Annotated in this window: 15 protein-coding genes; 8 read left to right on the forward strand and 7 right to left on the reverse strand. The window is 69.2% G+C overall.

Translation table 11 applies throughout. The features are described from left to right. The first annotated feature begins 45 nt into the window (after window positions 1-45). Complete coding sequence (locus AC1PME_RS09565) at window positions 46-405, forward strand: hypothetical protein (RefSeq protein ID WP_481097957.1); 360 nt, start codon at window positions 46-48, stop codon at window positions 403-405. Window positions 406-919: 514 nt separating this feature from the next. Here the strand turns inward: AC1PME_RS09565 and AC1PME_RS09570 are convergent. Continuing rightward, on the reverse strand, window positions 920-1,711 hold the full coding sequence (locus AC1PME_RS09570) for a DUF5343 domain-containing protein (protein ID WP_481097958.1): 792 nt from the start codon (window positions 1,709-1,711) through the stop codon (window positions 920-922). A 417-nt stretch (window positions 1,712-2,128) separates the two neighbouring features. On the opposite strand from AC1PME_RS09570, the gene AC1PME_RS09575 reads away from it, so the two are divergent. Genes AC1PME_RS09575 through AC1PME_RS09590 form a run of 4 tightly spaced genes read left to right on the forward strand, consistent with a single transcriptional unit; the run spans window position 2,129 to window position 5,141 of the window. Then, window positions 2,129-2,692, forward strand: coding sequence for a hypothetical protein (locus tag AC1PME_RS09575; protein WP_481097959.1), 564 nt, complete (start codon window positions 2,129-2,131; stop codon window positions 2,690-2,692). Next, a complete protein-coding gene (locus tag AC1PME_RS09580; RefSeq protein WP_307550165.1) occupies window positions 2,689-3,267 on the forward strand; it encodes a hypothetical protein in 579 nt (192 codons plus the stop codon). Before AC1PME_RS09575 ends, AC1PME_RS09580 begins: the two co-directional genes overlap by 4 nt. Continuing rightward, window positions 3,254-3,847, forward strand: a complete 594-nt coding sequence (locus tag AC1PME_RS09585) for a hypothetical protein (protein WP_307550167.1) — start codon at window positions 3,254-3,256, stop codon at window positions 3,845-3,847. The genes AC1PME_RS09580 and AC1PME_RS09585 overlap by 14 nt, the downstream gene beginning before the upstream one ends. Next, window positions 3,840-5,141, forward strand: coding sequence for a hypothetical protein (locus AC1PME_RS09590; protein WP_481097960.1), 1,302 nt, complete (start codon window positions 3,840-3,842; stop codon window positions 5,139-5,141). The genes AC1PME_RS09585 and AC1PME_RS09590 overlap by 8 nt, the downstream gene beginning before the upstream one ends. A 145-nt stretch (window positions 5,142-5,286) precedes the next feature. Here the strand turns inward: AC1PME_RS09590 and AC1PME_RS09595 are convergent, their stop codons facing one another. Continuing rightward, a complete protein-coding gene (locus AC1PME_RS09595; protein ID WP_254457843.1) occupies window positions 5,287-5,865 on the reverse strand; it encodes a DUF3617 domain-containing protein in 579 nt (192 codons plus the stop codon). A gap of 316 nt (window positions 5,866-6,181) precedes the next feature. Here AC1PME_RS09595 and AC1PME_RS09600 point away from each other — a divergent pair, with 316 nt between their 5' ends. After that, window positions 6,182-7,369, forward strand: a complete 1,188-nt coding sequence (locus AC1PME_RS09600) for a DUF2252 family protein (RefSeq protein WP_481097961.1) — start codon at window positions 6,182-6,184, stop codon at window positions 7,367-7,369. 25 nt (window positions 7,370-7,394) lie between these two features. Here the strand turns inward: AC1PME_RS09600 and AC1PME_RS09605 are convergent, their stop codons facing one another. The 3 genes from AC1PME_RS09605 to AC1PME_RS09615 all read right to left on the reverse strand — a co-directional run bounded on the left by AC1PME_RS09605 (window position 7,395) and on the right by AC1PME_RS09615 (window position 9,240). Further along, on the reverse strand, window positions 7,395-8,033 hold the full coding sequence (locus AC1PME_RS09605; protein WP_254457845.1) for a LysE family translocator: 639 nt from the start codon (window positions 8,031-8,033) through the stop codon (window positions 7,395-7,397). 76 nt (window positions 8,034-8,109) lie between these two features. Next, window positions 8,110-8,964: a helix-turn-helix transcriptional regulator gene (locus AC1PME_RS09610; protein WP_481097962.1), complete on the reverse strand. Its 855-nt coding sequence runs from the start codon at window positions 8,962-8,964 to the stop codon at window positions 8,110-8,112. Between the two features lie 129 nt (window positions 8,965-9,093). Then, entirely contained in the window at window positions 9,094-9,240 is a 147-nt protein-coding gene (locus AC1PME_RS09615; RefSeq protein ID WP_254457847.1) for a hypothetical protein, read from the reverse strand. Between the two features lie 461 nt (window positions 9,241-9,701). On the opposite strand from AC1PME_RS09615, the gene AC1PME_RS09620 reads away from it, so the two are divergent. Then, window positions 9,702-10,349, forward strand: coding sequence for a response regulator (locus AC1PME_RS09620; RefSeq protein ID WP_481097963.1), 648 nt, complete (start codon window positions 9,702-9,704; stop codon window positions 10,347-10,349). Between the two features lie 427 nt (window positions 10,350-10,776). Here the strand turns inward: AC1PME_RS09620 and AC1PME_RS09625 are convergent, their stop codons facing one another. Further along, the gene (locus tag AC1PME_RS09625; RefSeq protein ID WP_481097964.1) at window positions 10,777-14,289 is read right to left on the reverse strand and encodes an Rne/Rng family ribonuclease; all 3,513 of its coding nucleotides are present in this window, start codon (window positions 14,287-14,289) and stop codon (window positions 10,777-10,779) included. 394 nt (window positions 14,290-14,683) lie between these two features. Here AC1PME_RS09625 and AC1PME_RS09630 point away from each other — a divergent pair, with 394 nt between their 5' ends. Further along, entirely contained in the window at window positions 14,684-15,673 is a 990-nt protein-coding gene (locus AC1PME_RS09630; RefSeq protein WP_048490262.1) for an RluA family pseudouridine synthase, read from the forward strand. A 50-nt stretch (window positions 15,674-15,723) separates the two neighbouring features. Here AC1PME_RS09630 and AC1PME_RS09635 read toward each other — a convergent pair whose 3' ends face one another. Then, window positions 15,724-17,535 (reverse strand): DUF3300 domain-containing protein, encoded by a 1,812-nt coding sequence (locus AC1PME_RS09635; protein ID WP_481097965.1) that lies wholly within the window; start codon window positions 17,533-17,535, stop codon window positions 15,724-15,726. Window positions 17,536-17,655: the final 120 nt, after the last annotated feature.

A 17,655-nucleotide genomic window follows, 5' to 3' on the forward strand; every position in this document is an offset into this window, starting at 1 on the left:
GCGGGTGGAAAGTATGCCTGCTGGCTGCAGGAGCTGTCGTCGCGTATGTCCAACCCGCGCCTAACACCCGAACAGCTCAAACTAGCCCGCGTGCTCCTGGTTGAGATTCGCGAGCGGCTTCGCGCTCTGAGTGACGGCGATCCCGAGTTGCTTTTCGCTTATCGCCGCAAGATCGCCAAGGAGTTGGCATATGACGAGCGGAGCAAGCCGGCGGAGCGGCGTCGGCTGAAGCGGTTCAAGATGAAGGAGCAAAGCGGCGTGTGTCCGCTTTGCCATGAAGTGCTGCCCGAGAAGGGTGCTGTTCTCGACCGCATCCATGCCATCTATGGCTATACGGCAGCGAACACGCGCCTGATCCATCAGCACTGCGACACCGCTCAGCAAGTGGCGAAGGGATATAGGTAGGCATGGCTCTCGCTAGCCGAGTGCATCTTGCGCAATGCTTTTGCGAAGGGCTCGTTCTTGCAAGGACGGGAGGCGCCCCGAAGGGCGCTCCCGGGTGTTGCGCCTAGCCCGGAGGGCTGCGCCAATGTGAAGTGACGTACTCCAGGCGGCCCTTCCGGAACCGCGTATACGCACACACATGCACCGTCTTGGCGTGGGACATAAGTCTTCCTGCAAAGCCGGTTTGTGAGGGCGATATCGGAATTCCAAGTCCTAGGGGCTATACTCCCCTTGCTGTAAGGGCCTCGGAACCAGCAGAGGGACGCCCCCGACTGCCATGCCGTGATGCCAGTGCGGAGGTCCGGAGGATTGTTGAGACTGCCTCGCCAAAGGCGATCTCAACACCGGACCATCCACACCGGCGTTTTGCCTGCCTAGCGCCTCAACTCAAGCCTATTTTGCGATGGGGACTTGGGTTGGGGCTTTTTTTTGCCGCCCGCGGTAGCGGGCTTCAACGGGCGGCCTTCTGTTCTTCTCATAGGTCGTTATCCTCCTCTTCGTCCTCGTTCTCTTCCTCCCCCATCGTCTCGCGATAGTTCTCGAGGATGTACTGCGTCATCTTTACGACCGAATTCCATTGCTTTTCGGTCATTTTGTCTGGCAAAACGATCTGCCCATTCTTTCCGCCGAAGATCGGGATCGGGATAGAGATCATGCCTTCGCCCGCGAGCGGAGTTGTCTTCTGCATTGGATAGGGTGTTGGCGTCGGAGTGACTTGCGCTGCGGTCGTTGGCTTTGTCTTACGTTTGCTCCCTGCGTTCCCGGCGATTGGTGGCGCCTTCGCAAAAGGGCTGACTACGACACCCGCGTCCTTCGCCGCTGCCAAGAAGAAAGTTACGGACTTCGCCAGTGTTGAGCCACTAATCGCATACTGCCTGAACTGTTCTGCGAGCTGCGCAGCTGTTGCGCTACGCAGGTTGAAAGTTCCATTGGTTATGGCGCCGTAGGATTCAATCACCATGTCCTTGAGCATGGACTTGGCTTTCTCCTCGTCGGCTGCGATGTACTCATCCAGAAGCGTTGTGGGGATCCCGACCTCATCAACCAACTTGAACCACTTGAGCGTTGCGATAAGCGCAGACTGTTCGGAGCCGGAACGCTTGCTTAGGAAGCTGCGGTCGATTGCTGCGGGCAGCACGTCGTGATTCCGCAAATCACTCATAAGGGTCAAGAAGCTCTTATATGAGGTGTATGGCGGCTTGATAATCTTGTCGTTCATGTGGATCCCCTTGTCGTCCGAGGCGAGCGGACGAATGGATTTCAGCATGCCTCGAGACATCGTGCAACTAGATCCAGTAGCCCGGGCTTTATGGACGAAAATCTTATTTAAAAAAATTCCTGAAATAACTCGCAAATATTTGATGCATAAGGTTATTTTGTGAAATCTATATTTGTGAAATTCATTTCGTCTGAAGCCGCCCGGGCGGCTTTGCTGTTGCGCGACCGGGCGAAATTGCGCAAATGATGACTGTCCAGGGGGGCATACGGAAGCCCGGGCGAGATCGTCTGATTCAATACGCAGGAGAGCTGCAGCCGCACAGTGTTCGGCTTGGTGAATTTGCTGATGAGTCCACTATACGGTTTGGTTGCATCTTTTCGCTGGCCAGTGCTACGTTCCGCCCGAGCTCCAAAAGGGTCACCCAGTTTGGTGAGCAAAGCTTCCTTAGGACAGTGGCGGACACGGATGCTGGCCGGGATCGGTGGCATTGCCGCGATCGTGGTGGGGTGGGGCATCGGGTTGTTCGAGGCCAGGGAGGTGCCGGTGCCGCCCGCGCTGCAGGCCGGCAAGGACGTTGCCGCGGGCGAGTGGTCGCTGCGCTTCGTGCGTGCGGAGGCGAGTGATCGGCTGCCGAATGGCGAGACGGTCTCGCGCGAAGGTCGCAAGGCGATCGTGCTGTATCTGCAGGCGACCAATCGCACCACGCAGACCAGCGGCTCGCTGGTGCAGGCGGTGGCGCTGAAGGCGCCGCCGCGCGGGGCCGATGCGCGGCCGACGGCTTATCTATTACGCGACCGCGCGGCCACGACCGAATTGCAGCCGGGCCTGCCGGAACAGATCGCGCTGGTCTGGACCTATCCGGCGACGGAGCGGGCGCCGGGGCGCGTGCGCTTCGATGTCACCGCCCGTACCTTCAAGGCCTTCGACAATCTCTATGCGCAGCCGCTGTGGACCGATCCGCATCCGGTCGGGGTCGTGGAACTGCCGCTAGGGGCGTCGCGTCCCGGTACGCCGGCAGGTGCGCCGTGAAGCGGCTGGCCGCCGTCGCGATCCTGCTGCTCGGCTTCGTGCTGCTCGCCGGCATGCGCTGGACGATGCCGCGCTACGAGCGCATCACCGGTCCGATCGCGGTGTCCGGGGCGCCCGGCGCGTGGGTGCAGACCGACAATCTGGCCGTGGCCGCCGGCACGCCGCAGCTCGCGCACGCGATCCGCTTCAAGGCGGCGGGTGCGGTGCAGCAGCGCGACAGCGGTGGCGTGTGGCTGGTGGTGCCGGTGCGTTCGAAGGTCGCGCGCGCGACCGCGCGCGTGTACGGGCGGGTCTGGGCGACGCCCGACGGGCGCCGCTATCGCGCCAGCGGCCGCGCGGAGATGGGCGATGCGGTGCTGTCGTCGATCAAGACGCTGCAGCCCGGGCTGGAACGCAAGGACGTCCTGGTGTTCGAACTGCCGTCCGCGCTCTCTACGGCAGGCGGCACGCTGGTGCTGTCGGAGGACCGCGACCCGCAACTGACGGCCGAGGCGCAGGTGCGCTATCCGCCGTTGCCGGCCGGAGCGGCGGTCACCGACGTGCTCGATCTGGATGCGCTGCATGCACGCCTCTGAACGCGATGTGGGTCCTGCCGTTTCCGAGCGGCGCATGCGCTGGCTCGCGCTTGCGGCGTTGGTGGTGCTGGTGCCGTGCACGATGGCCGCGACCGGCTGGCGCGACGCCGTGGAACTGCTGCATGCGCGCGAATGGCGGCCGGTCGATGTGGCGACGGCGCAGGCCGCGGACTACGACGGGGCGACGGTGCGGCTCGCGTCGGTCGATGTGCTACCGCTCGTGGCGGGCCTGCCCGCCGATCGCACCTTCGTGCGCACGCGGCTGTCGCTCGTGCCGGGCGCCTCCGGCGCGCAGTGGAGCGATTGCAGGCTCACGCTGGTCGATGGCTCGGGCCGTTCCTGGGCCGCGATCGACACCGTGCCGGACCTGTTGCAGCGTGCCCTGGCCAGGCCGGGCGAGCCGCCCGGCGTGGCCTGCGATGGGCTGGCCGTGTCCGCGGCCAAGCCGGGCGTGCCGTTGGCGATCGACGGTTACTACCTGGTCCCGCGTGCGGTGGCCGCGCAGCTGCAGCTCACCGTGAGCACGCGCGGCGGTCGCCCGCATTTTCTTCGCTTCGCGCGGGAGCAAGGCCATGACTGAGACGGCGCTGCGCGGCGGGCCGCTGGGGCTGATCGGCGACACGCTGCGGCTGTGGGTCCGCTACCTGCCGCAACTGCTGGCCGTGGCGCTGGCCGGGGTCTTGCTCAACGAACTGCTGATGCAGGCCGCGGTGTGGATCGGCTATCGCAACCGGCTTGCCGGTCTGCTGTCGCTGACGCTGGTGGTGCTGGTCAAGCTGGTGGTCATCGTGCTGCTGTTCGAGACGCTGCGCCCGGCCTTGCCGGCGATCGCCAGCGCGGCACTGCCCGAACACGATGCGCCGGCAGCGGACGACGCGGGCAGGGCGCGCTGGCGCCGCCTGTCCACGATCGTGTCGCAGGCGCTGGTGCCGTTCTTCGCCTACTACGCCGCCTGGGGCTTCCTCGGCGAGACGATCCGCGCCTACGGGCGCGAGGGATTGGGACAGTTCAACCCGTTCGACCCGACCTACACCGGCTCCCTGTTCGAGGTGTCGGGCGGCTGGTGGCTGGCGGCCTCGGTGGCGCTGCTGTGGCTGATCCGGCGCGCCGCGAAAAAACAGAAGCAGCGCAGCACGCATCCGGCGTGGAACGTGCTGATCGTGCTGTGCGAAGCCGGCTGGACCTTCGTCGGCATGTACGTGCTCACCGAATGGAAGGGCGGGGTGTTCCGCTGGCTGGCGCATCTGCGTATCGCCGATCTCGGCCAGCAACTGTGGCAGGGCATCAGCCATCCGATCGGCGTTGCGCATGCCGCGTTGCCGGGTGCGGTGGAGCAGGCGCCGCCGGGCGTGGCGGACACGCTGGTGGTGATCTTCTTCTCGGCCCTGTTGCCGGTGGTCTGGCTGGCGTTGGCTGCGCTGATCTACCGCTACGACGTACACAACGCCGAACTAAACGCCTCCGGCAGGTGGTCGCGCAAGGTCGACGGCACGCTCGGGCTGTGGCGCAAGCTGCCGACCTGGTTGCGCGACTTCATCGGGCATTTCTGGGCGGGCACGGTCTCGCGCTATCGCGCCGCCGCCAACAGCGTGCAGCTCGCCGGCGCGACAGGGTTGGCGGCGCTGGTCACGCTGATCGTGCTGTATCGCGCCCTGGATTGGGCCTCGGCCTGGGCCTGGATGGGCCTGACCCGCCTGATCGGCCCGCATCCGCAGGTGGTGTGGCAGGCGATCGCCAACCAGCTCTCGGTGGTGCTGGGCACGCCCAGCGATCCTGGCGACGGCATCCTGCCGCAGACGCTGAAGATCTGCCTGCTCGCGGCGACGCTGGAGCGCGCCTTCCGTGCCGGCCGGGCCTGGCGGGCGTTGAAGTAGTCCACGGCATCGCGCCGTGTTCGCGGCGCCGCGGGCGGTGCTGTGCAGGCGCCAACAAAAAACGCCGCGATGGTGAACCATCGCGGCGCTGCAAAGAAGGGGATCGGCGTCGCGTCTCCCTGATCGCCCGCGCGGACGCGCTGGCTCAGCCGGCTGCCGGCGCCTTGGGCTCGCCCGCCTTCAGGTCGCCCGGCTGGCACTCGCCCAGGCGCTTGCCGTCCAGCTTCATGTGCGTCTTCATCGACATGCCGCCGGGCAGCCCGCTGACCGTGGAGTGTGATTCCGACGCCATCTCGGTGGCGGTGAAGGTACCGGTGCTGGTGCCTTCGACCTTGATGTCGCCCATCGTGCAATGCATCTTCGCGTCGATCTTGCCGTCCTTCATGTTGAAGGTGTCGTAGACGCAGTTCTTCTGCATCGGCGAGGCGCTGCCGAAGATGCTCGACGGATTGTTGATCTGCTCGGCGGTCAGGCACACCTTGGCGGTGCTCGGCGGCATCTTCGGCATCTGCGGCGTGTTGCCGGAGCCGCCGGTGGTCTCGCTGCTCACCTGCTCGATCCGCATCTCCCATTCGCCGGGCTGCAGCTTGGCCGCCTGCACCTTGGCCACGTCGGCGACGGAGGCGTTGGACATGGCGACATTGTCGCCGTTCTTGTCGCCGCCCTTGCTGCAGGCGGCGAGCAGCACACAGACAGCAAGCGTTGCCGGCATGGTCAGACGCATGAACTTCTCCCTAAGTTATGTGAGGTGCGCGGAGCATAGCGGGGGGTGTGATTAAGATCACGTCGACGTCTCCGCTTGGCGCCTGCCCAGGCCGGCGTGCGGGCGCGGACCGCTCGCCGCAGGCTCGCCCAGTCACGGGAGCAGCCGATCGGACCCGCGACGCACCGCGCGGCTGCGTTCGGGCCACCGCCGCGCGGTCCCCGGCGACAGCGGAACGCGTTGCGGGCGCGCCTGCCGTGCACGGTCCATTGCGTTCGGCTCTGCTAGCGTCTGCGCCGTCATGCGTGACCCATACGCTATCTGCTCCGCTTCGACCATGCCCAGCCCCGCCGAACGCCTCGCCATTCTCGAAAACAAGCGCACCTCGAAGATGGCCCGCTCCGCGCATGCCTACGTGCGCGGCAATACCGCCAGGTTCTACGAATGGCTGGCGGCGTCGCCGGCGGCGCGGCGCGTGCCGACGGGCCCGGCGATCTGGATCTGCGGCGACTGCCATCTCGGCAACCTGGGGCCGGTCGCCGACGGCGAGGGTCGCGTCGAGATCCAGATCCGTGACCTCGACCAGGGCGTGATCGGCAATCCCGCGCACGATCTCATCCGCCTGGGCCTGTCGCTGGCCACCGCGGCACGCGGATCTGACCTGCCCGGCGTCACCACCGCGCGGATGATGGAGGCGATGATCGACGGTTATCGCGCCGCCATCGAGGATCCGACCCGCGATCACCCCGGTGCCGAACCCGAGACCGTGCGCAGCATCCGCCGCGAGGCCTTCGGCCGGCGCTGGCGCCACCTGGCCAAGGAACGCCTGCAGGCGGTGGAGCCGCGCATCCCGCTGGGCGAGAAGTTCTGGGCGTTGGCGCCGGAAGAGCGCGAGGCGCTGCAGCGGCTGTTCGCGGACCCGGCGGTGGCGCAGATGGTGCTGTCGCTGAAGGGAAAGCCCAAGGACCGCGAAGTGCGCCTGGTCGATGCCGCGTATTGGATGAAGGGCTGCAGTTCGCTGGGCCTGCTGCGCTACGCGGCGATCGTCGCGTTGAAGACCGGCAAGGGCCACTGGTCCTATGCGCTGGTCGATCTGAAGGAAGCGGTCGCGCCGATCGCACCGGCCGCGCCCGGTGCGCGGATGCCGGCGGACAACGCCGAACGGGTGACCGCCGCGGCGCGGGCGCTGTCGCCGTACCTAGGCAGCAGGATGCTGCCGGTGCGGATGCTGGGCCGCTCGCTGTTCATTCGCGAGCTCTCGCCGCGCGACCTGAAGCTGGAGGTCGACCAGTTCAATCACGTCGAAGCGGTGCGCTCGGCGCGTTATCTCGCCTTCGTCGTCGGCAAGGCGCATGCGCGGCAGATGAAGCCCAGGACCCGCACCGCATGGCTGCGGCTGCTGGACGCCGATCGCCGCAAGGCCATCGACGCGCCGTCGTGGCTCTGGGAAAGCGTGGTCGCGCTCGCCGGCCATCACGAAGCCGGCTATCTGGAACACTGCCGCCGCTACGCGCTGGCCGCGTGAGGGCGAACACGACAGCGCGAATGCCTCAGCGCAGCGCCAGCGCCACCAGCACGCCCACGGCGAGCAGGATCAGGACGATGCCGGAGCCGCGTTCCAGCCATGGCAGCGCCTGCGCGAAGCGGCGCAGCACCGCCTGGTTGCCGATCAGGACGGCGACCAGGATGTCCCACAGCAGCACCACGCCGAACATCCAGGCCCCGTAGAACGTCTTCCAGCCGACGCTGGCGTGCGGCCCGGTCAGCATCGCCGCCAGGCTGGCGTAGAACAGCGCGTTTTTCGGATTGAGCAGGCCGGAGAGCGCGCCCATGCCGGCCGCGCGCCACCACGCTGCGCCCGACGCCGCGGGCGCAGCGCGGCGTGGCTGGGCGGCGATCTCCAGCGTGCCTTGGCCGGCGTGGCGCACGAACAGCAGGCCCAGATACAGCAGGTAGGCGCAGCCGGCCAGTTGCAGGACCACGAACACGCGGCTGTCCGCGCGCAAGGCCGCGGTGCCGGCGAAGGCGGCGACGATGAACACGCCGTTGGCCAGGGCGATCCCCAGGCACGCGCCGCTGGCGACGCGCCAGCCGGCAGCCAGCGAGGTGCGGGCGACCAGGAAGAAGTCGGGGCCGGGCGAAAGCAGCGCCAGGAAGTGCGCTGCGGCGATCATCAGGAACTGTTCCATCGGGCCACACGTGAACGCGGTGCGGCGCAGTGTGCCGATCGCGGCAAGGCGCGGATTGAACGAAATTGCGCTGCCGCTATGGGCGTGGTGGCCGGAAACGGCCCGGCGGCACGCCCGCATGCGCCTTGAACACCCGCTGGAAATGCGCCTGGTCGGAGAAGCCCAGCTCCTGCGCCAGGCGCGCGAACGGTTCGCCCTGGCGGATGCGCGCCCTGGCGAGATTGATGCGCGCATTGAGTTGCCAGGCATGCGGCGTCATCCCGGTGACGGTGCGGAATGCACGGATCAGGCGATAGCGGCTCATTGCCGCCAGCTCGGCCAGTTCCTGCAGGGCGATGTCGGCGGCCGGGGCGCTGCGCAGGCGTTGCAGCGCCGGGCGCAGCTGCGCGGCGAGGTGCGCTGGCGCGCAAGGGGGCTCGATCCGCAGGCCCTGCGCGGTGTCGTGGTCGCCGAGGAACGCGATCAGCGCGGCTTCCTTGGCGCCGGCCTCGGCGTCGGAGAACAGCAGCGTATTGAGCTGGCAGAAGCGCGCGTAGGCCGCCGGCGCATCGACGATGCGGATCGACTCGGCCGCACGCGTGGCGGCGTCGGTGTCTTCCTCGCGCAGCGCCTGCAGCCAGTCCGCATCCAGATGCAGCATCTGGTAGCTCCACGCCGAATCCGGCGCGGGATTGCAGGCGTGCACACGCTCGGCCGGGACGAACACCAGCGTTCCCGGATGCAGGGCGATCGGGCCGACCTCGGCACCGCGGAAGAGGCTGTTGCCGCTGTCCACCGCGCCGATGGAGTAGGTCGGATGCAGGTGCGGCCTGTAGCAGGCGCGACTGTCGCAGGCACGGCGACTTTCGACGAACGGCAGCGCCGGGTCGCGCCAGAACAGCGGGGCTGGATCGGCGCGCATGGTCGGTGCGGACGGCGCGGAACGGGGCATGGCAATGCGTCGCTGGGACGAAAAGGGCGCTTGCGCGATGTCGGCATGGTACCCAACTGCCGCAGCCGGACGTCGGTAGCGGCTTCGATGCGCGTGCATGCACAGGCCAAGCGCGGACCGAAGCGGCGTTCAGCGCAACATGTCGATCGAGCAAAAGCGCCTGCGGATGTCGTTGACGAAGTGCTCGGCCGGGTCGAAGAAGTGCGGAAGCGGGCTGTCGAACAGCGCCAGGCAGGCGGCGTGGTCCTGCGCGGCAGACGGACGGATCGTGTTCACCCGGGCAGTGCGCCGCGGGCGGCCTCGGCGGTCGTGGGCGCGTCGTACGGAGCGTCCCGTATCGTCCGTTTCCGAACCGCGTGTCGGAAAATCGCGGCGGCCCTGTCCGGCCGCCGCAGCGACGCGGTGTCCGGAAGCGGGTAGGGTGGATGTCAGATAATTCTTACGTCAGATCAGGATTGTCCTGATAACGCTTTCCCCGCCGCGCCAGCATACTGGCCCCGCCTGACGCAGGAACCGTCGTGCGCCTTCCCACAGGAGAGCGCAGGCAGGTCACTCGACCCTGCGTGCCGAGCCTTGAGTAAGCTCGGCAGGGTTTTGATGACGCCAGCATGACGTTTCGCGAGGTGCGGATGAGCACATCGTGAAGCGTCGTTGTTTGTCTACGAAATCGTATTGCCCTGAATAATTCACGCAGATAGTCTGATCGTGCGGTATCCGCTGCGTTGGGGTTATACGAGATGGCCATCAGGGTTTTTCTGGTCGATGATCACGCTCTTGTCCGAACGGGCATGAGGCTGATCCTGTCGAATCAAACGGATATCGAGATCATCGGCGAGGCCGACAGCGGTGAAACGGCCCTCCCGCAGATCCGGCAGCTGAAGCCGGACATCGTCCTGTGCGACCTGCACATGCCCGGCGTCAGCGGCCTGGAAGTCACCGAGCGCATCGTCAAGGGCGACCACGGCACCAAGGTCATCATCGTGTCGGTGCTGGAAGACGGCCCGCTGCCCAAGCGCCTGCTGGAAGCCGGTGCGTCCGGTTACGTCGGCAAGGCCGGCGATGCGCAAGAGTTGCTGCGCGCGGTGCGCGACGTGGCGATGGGCAAGCGCTACCTCGGCGCCAACATCGCGCAGAACCTGGCATTGGCCAATCTGGAAGGCGGCGGTTCGCCGTTCGACGCGCTGTCCCCGCGCGAGCTGGAAGTGGCGCTGCTGCTGACCCGCGGCCTGCGCCAGGAGGACATCGCCAAGCGCCTGAGCCTCAGCGCCAAGACCGTCAACACGCACAAGGCGCGGCTGTTCGAGAAGGTCGGCATCCAGGACAACATCGCCCTGGCGCGGCTGGCCACCCAGTACGGATTGCTGGATCCGGCGCACCCGCTGTAATCGCGGGGTGTCCGGGTCTGCACGAGAGCGGCCTTCGGGCCGCTTTTGCGTTGTGTGGGCGCGATCGAACGGATCCGTTCGCGGCTGCTGATCGACTGCAGGGCACCGCTAGTAATGGTCCTGTAGGAGCGGCTTCAACCGCGACGGGCGTCACCGGGAAACCCGTCGCGGCCGAAGCCGCTCCTACGGGACATGCGGCATCCGGCTCGATGGCGACGGAAGCGGGTTCAGAGGTGCCCTTGCATGCGCGCGTCCCGTGCCGACGCTGCAGTGGCGCTCGCGCGAGCCGCCGTCGGGGACACCGCGTGGCCGTTGGTCGGCGCAAGCGCGATCGTCCTGAGCGCCCTCAAGGGGAGCGCGTCATCGCGCCCATGAAAAAAGCGGCCCGAAGGCCGCTTCTTTCATGCCGCAGCGGACGCAGCGTGGATCAGCCGCGCTCCTTGTGCTCGTCGCCGTCCGCCTTGTCCGCGGCCTGCGACGCATGCGCTGCGGACTGCGCGGCCGTGGCGGCACGTTCCTTCTTGTCCGCCTCGTCTGCAGCTGCGACCTGCTCCTGCGCGGCCGGCGTGGCGACCGCGGCGCTGCTGTCGCTCGCCGGGGTGACCGATGCAGGCGCGGTCGATGTGGCGGCCGGCGCTTCGCCGCCGTGCGGGGCTTGTGCCGGTGCGTCGGCGAAGGCGTCGAGCAGGGTGGTCTGCACCGGTGCGTAAGCCGGCTTGACCGGGGCTACCTCCTGCGCACGCGGCTCCGCGGGAGCGCTGGGTGCGGCGGCGACTTCCGGCGCCGCGCTCGGCGCGACGGTGGCCGCCGACGGCGCGGTCACGCCCGCCGGATCCTCGACCGTGGCCGTGGTATCGGCGGCGTCCGCTTCCGCGACCGGCGCCTTGGCGGCGGTGGCGGTCGGTTGCTCGACGACGGTACCGATCGCGTGCGGCTGCGGCGTGGCAGGCGCGACGGCGGACGTTGCGCGCTCGGTCGGCGCATCCGCGTGGTCGCTGGCGACACTCTCCTGCACGACCGGCGTGGTCTCGGCGACGGCTGCCGGAGCCGCAGCAGCCACTACCGTGTCGGCGTGGGCCGCGGCGGCATCGCTGGCGCCCGAGGTGGTGGCGACCGGCGCGGTCGGCGCAGGCGCGGCGGTCACGGTGTCGGCAGGAGCGGCCGGCTGCACCGCCGCGGCGGCGCTGTGCGCGGGCGCAGGGTCGATAGCGACCGGCGCAGCTGCCGGCACGACATCGCTGGCCGGTGCCGGCGCGCTGGCGGCGGCCGGACGCTCGCGGCGCGGCTCGCGCTTCTCCTGCACGGGCGGCTGCGGCTTGGCCGGGGCGTCGTCGCCGGCAGCGTCGTCGTCGAAGTCGAACTCCGGCTGGCTGCGGCTCGGCGCCGGCGTGCTTTCGCCGTCGCTGTCGCCGGCATCCAGATCGGCATCGTCCAGCCCGCTGGCATCGCCGGCAGCGCCGGCTTCGCCATTGCCACGGCGGCGGCGGCGGCCACCGCGACGGCCGCGACGGCGGCGGCCGCCGGCGTCGCCGGTGCCGTCCTCGCCATCGGCGCCTTCGCCGGCGGGCACGGCCTGCGCGGTTTCCGCGGCGCTTTCACGCTCGTCGATGCCGGCTGCCGTAGCGGTCGGCGCCGGCTGCACGGGTGCGGCGGCGGCGGTCTCGACGGCCGCTGCCGGCTCCTGGGACGCGGCGATCGCGCCACCGGCGACCGCGGCGGCGGCCAGGGTGGTGGCGTCCTGCACCGGCGTCACGGGCGCGGCCTGCGGCTTGGCGACGGCCTCGTCGGCACGCGGCTGGCGCGGCGGCTTGTCGCCCTGCACGGTGGCCTGTGCCGGCTCCTGCTGCGGCTTGGGCTGGCGCGGCGGGTTCTGCGGCTGCTGCTGCTTCGGCGGCTTGGGCGTCTGCGGCGGCTGCTGCGGCTTGGCCTGCTGCGCGGCCTGCTCGTTGCGCGGCGCCTTCGGCTGCGGGTTCTGCTGCGCGGCCGACGCGGCGGCGCCATTGCCGGCGCGGCGCTCGTCGCGGCGCGCGTTGCCGCCGCCGTTGTTGCCGTTGCCGCGGGCGGCGTTACCGCCCTGGCCACCGGTGCGGTTGCCGTCGCGGCGCGCATTGCGGTCGTTGCGATCGCCACGGTCGTGACGGTTGCGGTTGCCGTCCTGCGGGCGCTGGCGCTGCGCCGGCTCGGCGGCGGCCGGGGCCGGTGCCGGGTTGTCGCCGGCGCCGAAGATGCGCTTCAGCCAGCCGACCACGCCGGTGGCCGGCGGTGCGACCGGGGCGGGCGCGACGACCGGCGCCGGTGCCGGCGCGGCCACCGGTTCCTCGGCCACTTCGCGCACCGGGGCCGGCTGCGAGTGCTTCACATTGGTCACCGCAGGCGCCGGAATGTTCAACTGCGCCTTGGTCAGCGCGTGCACCGGCAGCTTGCGCGGGGTGCCGCGCTGGTAGCTGGGCTTGGTGCTTTCCTCGCCCAGCTCGTTCTCGCGCAGGCGGGTCACTTCGTAGTGCGGGGTGTGCAACTGCTCGTCGGCGACGATCACGATCGGCGCGTCGTGGCGCTTCTCGATCTCGCTGAGCGCGCGGCGCTTCTCGTTGAGCAGGTAGTTGGCGATCTCCACCGGGGCCTGCACCAGCACCTGTCCGGTGTTCTCCTTCATCGCATGCTCTTCGGCGACGCGGATGATCGACAGCGACAGCGACTCGACGCTGCGCATGCGGCCGTGGCCGTCGCAGCGCGGGCAGACGATCTGGCTGGATTCGCCCAGCGACGGACGCAGGCGCTGGCGGCTCATCTCCAGCAGGCCGAAGCGCGAGATGCGGCCGATCTGCACCCGCGCGCGGTCGTACTTGAGCGCGTTCTGCAGGCGGTTCTCGACCTCGCGCTGGTGCTTGTTGGAGGCCATGTCGATGAAGTCGATCACCACCAGGCCGCCGAGGTCGCGCAGGCGCAGCTGGCGCGCGACCTCTTCGGCCGCTTCCAGGTTGGTCTGGAACGCGGTGTCCTCGATGTCGCTACCCTTGGTGGCGCGCGAGGAGTTGACGTCCACCGCGGTCAGCGCCTCGGTCTGGTCGACCACGATCGAGCCGCCGGAGGGCAGGCGCACGCTGCGCTCGTAGGCGGCCTCGATCTGCGACTCGATCTGGAAGCGGTTGAACAGCGGGATGTCGTCGGTGTAGTGCTTGAGCTTGCGCAGGCTCTGCGGCATCACCTGCTGCATGAACTCCTTGGCGTCGCCGAACATCTCCTCGGTGTCGACCAGGATCTCGCCGATGTCGGCGCGCAGGTAGTCGCGCAGGGCGCGGATGATCAGCCGCGATTCCTGGTAGATCAGGAACGGCGCCGGCTTGGCCAGGGCGGCCTCGGCGATCGACTTCCACACCTGCAGCAGGTAGTCCAGGTCCCACTGCAGCTCTTCGGCATCGCGGCCGACGCCGGCGGTGCGGATGATCACGCCCATGTCGTCGGGGATGTTCAGCTTGTCCAGCGCTTCCTTCAGCGCGGCGCGGTCCTCGCCTTCGATGCGGCGCGAGACGCCGCCGGCGCTGGGCGAGTTCGGCATCAGCACCATGTAGCGGCCGGCCAGGGAGATGAACGTGGTCAGGGCCGCGCCCTTGTTGCCGCGCTCCTCCTTGTCCACCTGCACCACGACTTCCTGGCCCTCGCGCAGCAGCTCGCGGATCGTCGCCTTGTTGTGGTCGACGCCGGCCTGGAAGTAATCGCGGGAGATTTCCTTCAGCGGCAGGAAGCCGTGGCGCTCGCCGCCGTATTCGACGAAGGCCGCTTCCAGCGAGGGCTCGAGCCGGGTGATGCGGCCCTTGTAGATGTTGGACTTCTTCTGTTCCTTGGACGGCTGCTCGATGTCGATGTCGTACAGGGTCTGGCCGTCCACGATGGCCACACGCAGTTCTTCTGCCTGCGTGGCGTTGATCAGCATTCGCTTCATTGTTGCGTTCCTCGCGCTGCTACCGCGCGGAACGCCATGGGGTTTCGCTTCTGGTCACGCTTCGTCGCCCATCGCGCAGGCGCGGGGTGGGCGTCTTGGGTTTCCAGCGCTACGACACCACGGCGAACCGCGGGAGCGCTTCTTGCTTTTAGGTGGTTCAGGACCGGCGGCGACTCCAGCCAGGCTGGGCGCCACGCGGGGCATGTTCAGCGCGGACGCTTGCGGCATCCGGCGATGGCCGGGTAGGCCGGTGAGCCGCTAACATGGCCGCCCCGGGGGCGGTGGTCGCGCACTGTGCCGGAATCGTCGTAAGCCGGGCTTCTGGCCCTCAACTAACTTCCAACGAAATCAAACCCTTATCTCGCCCCCCGAGTGTAACAGAATAAACTGCCCGATGACTTCCCCCCCGATCCCTCCGAAGCCGCGCGATGTCGCGACCAGCGCGGTGCGCATTCTCAAGGTCCCGGAAGACAGGGCCGGGCAGCGCGTAGACAATTTCCTGCTCGGCCAGCTCAAGGGCGCGCCGCGCAGCCTGATCTACAAGCTGATGCGCAGCGGCCAGGTCCGGGTCAACGGCGGCCGCACCAAGGCCGAGCGCAAGCTCGAGGCCGGCGACGAGGTGCGCATCCCGCCGGTGCGGCTGGCCGAGGAGGGCGAGAAGAGCGCGCCGCCGGACGCGTTCATGGCCCGGCTGGAGGCGGCCATCGTCTACGAGGACGCGCGGCTGCTGGCGCTGAACAAACCTTCGGGCGTCGCCAGTCACGGCGGCAGCGGCATCAGTTTCGGTGCCATCGAGACGCTGCGTGCGCTGCGTCCCAATCAGTCGCTGGAGCTGGTGCACCGGCTCGATCGCGACACCTCCGGGCTGCTGATCGTGGCCAAGAAGCGCTCGGCGCTGACCGAGCTGCAGGCGCTGATGCGCGAGGACGACCGGGTCCAGGGCCGCGGCATCAGCAAGCGCTACCTGACCCTGCTGGTCGGGCGCATGCCCGACGGCACCATGAGCGTGGACGCGCCGCTGCACATCGGCCTGCGCCAGGGCGGCGAGCGCCACGTGCAGGTGAACGCGGCAGGCAAGCCGTCGCTGAGCCATTTCCGGGTGCTGGAACGGCGCGGCGGGCATTCCTATTGCGAGGTACGGATCGAGACCGGCCGCACCCACCAGATCCGCGTGCATGCGCAGCACCTGGGACATCCTGTGGCCGGCGACGACAAGTACGGCGATCCGGCGGTCAACAAGCGCCTGCGCGAGCAGATCGGGCTCAAGCGCCTGTTCCTGCATGCGGCGTCGCTGGAGTTCAGCCTCGACGACGGCAAGACGCCTTATCTATTGAATGCGCCGCTGGCCGACGAGCTGGCCGAGGCGCTGAACCGCCTCGGCTGAGGCCCGCGCGCCGGGGGCGGGGCGGCAGCGCTGCCGCCCGCGCATTGCGCTCAGCTTTCGTGATGATCGTGGTCGTGGCGCCCGTCGTGGTGGGCGGGTGTCGGCCGTTGTGCCGACCGCGCGTCGGCCGGCCGCGGCGCGGGCATGCGCGGCGGCGGGAAGAACCGGGCCACGCGCTGCTCCTGGCGCGGTTCCGGCATCGGCGCGCGCATCGCCTCGCGCGGCATCTCCGGGGCGCGCGCCTGGCGTTCGGGCGCCGGCGCACGCCAGGCCTGGGCGCGCGGCGCGTCGGCCGGCATCGCCTCGCGCGGCGGTGGCGTGCGTGCCATCTCGCGGGCGAAGCCGGACGGCTGCATGCCGGGGTCGCCGCGCCGCGGCGCGTCGGCGTAGCGCGCTTCCGGCATGCCGCCGCGATTGGCGAATGCCTCGCGGGTCACCGGTGTCGGCGTCAGCGCCTGCGGCACCGGCCGGCCGTGGAACTGCGGCACCGGCATCGACGGGGCGGTGCGCGGCGCATTCGGCTGGGCCATCGCCAGGGAGCGTTGCGGTGCGGCGGCACGCTGGGCGAAGCCGGGCAGCAAGCGCGGATCGCGCGCGGCGGCCATGGCCGCCGGCAGGCCCGCAGCCGATGGGCGCTGCATCGGCGGTGGCATCGCCGCCACCGGGCGGCCGGCCTGCAGCATCTGGCTGGTGAAGTGCGGCATGGTCTGCGGCATCGCGCCGGGCTGGGCGCGTGCCGGGCCGAACGCCGCCGCCGGAGCACGCGCCGCCATCGCCGCGGCGGTCAGCGCGGCGCCCGGCGCATGCGCGGCAGCGAAGGCCTGCTGCCCACCCGGACCGCCCATCGGCATCGCCGGCGTTGGCGCGCCGCGGTAGTCGTTGTGCACGTAGCTGCGGTTGTCGTAATGGTTGTTGATGATGGTGGTGCGCGGCGCGTACACGCTGTTGCGGTAGACCACGTAGTTCGGCGCCGACGGCGGCGCGTCCCAGTTCACCCCCCAGTTGTTCCAGCCCCAGCTGTGCCACGGCGGCGCCGGTTCCAGCCAGCCGAACACGCTGTGGTGGTGGTGCTCGAGGGCGTCGCCGACCAGCACGCCGACGCCGAAGGAAATGAGGCCGGCGGTGACCAGGTCGCCGGTGTCGTAGTAGGGGCGCGGCGGACGGTAGCGGTACTCGCGGTAGACGTTGACCGGGGCGCCGTAGACCACGTCGGGATCGTAGCGCGGCACGTAGACCACGTCCGGCTGCGCCGGTTCGATGACGATGGTGCGGGTCGGCGGCGGCACCGCGTCGGCATAGGCCGGCGCCGGCTCGACCACGCTGCGCTGCACCACCTGCACGCGCTGCTGCGGGGTGCTGCGCAGGTGGCCCTGCGCCTGCGCACGCTGGCGCATCACCTGCACCGCATCCAGCACCTGGTTGGGATCGTGGGCGTAGGCATCGCCCAGCGCGCGGGTCCAGTCGCCGTTGCTGGCCAACTGGTCGACCACGTCGGGGAAGGCGGTCAGTGCCTTGACGCTGGGATCCCACGGCTGCGCCGCGGCCGCCTGCAGGCGATCGGTGGCGGACAGGGTGCGGTTGTTGCGCAGCCAGTCCTGCGCGGACACCACCTGGTCCGGGTATACCGAGGCGGCCAGGGTCTGCGCCAGCAGCTTGTCCGGGAACAGCGCGATCGGCGCCACCAGTTGATACAGCTGGTCGGCGGTCGGCGGCACGTAGGGCGCCGCCGCCGGTGCCGCGGCAGGCGCATCGGCCTGTGCCGCGGGGGCGGACGCGTCATGTCGCTGGCACGCGCCCAGCACCACCACGCTCAGCGCGGTGAACAGGGCCAGCCTGGCCGGGGGCAGGGGACGGAGATCCATGCGACACCTCATCGGAGCGGGGCGAAGGTGGCCGCAGGATGCGCTGCCTTGGGTGTCTGCGACCTTTCTGCGCGGCGCTGTCGCACGGGCCAGCGAGCGCGCGTTCAGCCGGCGCCGGCC

Source organism: Xanthomonas sp. NCPPB 901, from assembly GCF_056725085.1.

Excerpts from the sequence above, each read along its gene's own strand:
- AC1PME_RS09595 (WP_254457843.1), bottom strand. The coding sequence starts at position 5,865 with ATGCGTCTGACCATGCCGGCAACGCTTGCTGTCTGTGTGCTGCTCGCC.
- AC1PME_RS09610 (WP_481097962.1), bottom strand. The coding sequence starts at position 8,964 with ATGCCCCGTTCCGCGCCGTCCGCACCGACCATGCGCGCCGATCCAGCC.
- AC1PME_RS09570 (WP_481097958.1), bottom strand. The coding sequence starts at position 1,711 with ATGCTGAAATCCATTCGTCCGCTCGCCTCGGACGACAAGGGGATCCAC.
- AC1PME_RS09565 (WP_481097957.1), top strand. The coding sequence starts at position 46 with ATGTCCAACCCGCGCCTAACACCCGAACAGCTCAAACTAGCCCGCGTG.
- AC1PME_RS09575 (WP_481097959.1), top strand. The coding sequence starts at position 2,129 with ATGCTGGCCGGGATCGGTGGCATTGCCGCGATCGTGGTGGGGTGGGGC.
- AC1PME_RS09590 (WP_481097960.1), top strand. The coding sequence starts at position 3,840 with ATGACTGAGACGGCGCTGCGCGGCGGGCCGCTGGGGCTGATCGGCGAC.
- AC1PME_RS09635 (WP_481097965.1), bottom strand. The coding sequence starts at position 17,535 with ATGGATCTCCGTCCCCTGCCCCCGGCCAGGCTGGCCCTGTTCACCGCG.
- AC1PME_RS09585 (WP_307550167.1), top strand. The coding sequence starts at position 3,254 with ATGCACGCCTCTGAACGCGATGTGGGTCCTGCCGTTTCCGAGCGGCGC.
- AC1PME_RS09600 (WP_481097961.1), top strand. The coding sequence starts at position 6,182 with ATGCCCAGCCCCGCCGAACGCCTCGCCATTCTCGAAAACAAGCGCACC.
- AC1PME_RS09625 (WP_481097964.1), bottom strand. The coding sequence starts at position 14,289 with ATGAAGCGAATGCTGATCAACGCCACGCAGGCAGAAGAACTGCGTGTG.
- AC1PME_RS09605 (WP_254457845.1), bottom strand. The coding sequence starts at position 8,033 with ATGGAACAGTTCCTGATGATCGCCGCAGCGCACTTCCTGGCGCTGCTT.
- AC1PME_RS09620 (WP_481097963.1), top strand. The coding sequence starts at position 9,702 with ATGGCCATCAGGGTTTTTCTGGTCGATGATCACGCTCTTGTCCGAACG.
- AC1PME_RS09630 (WP_048490262.1), top strand. The coding sequence starts at position 14,684 with ATGACTTCCCCCCCGATCCCTCCGAAGCCGCGCGATGTCGCGACCAGC.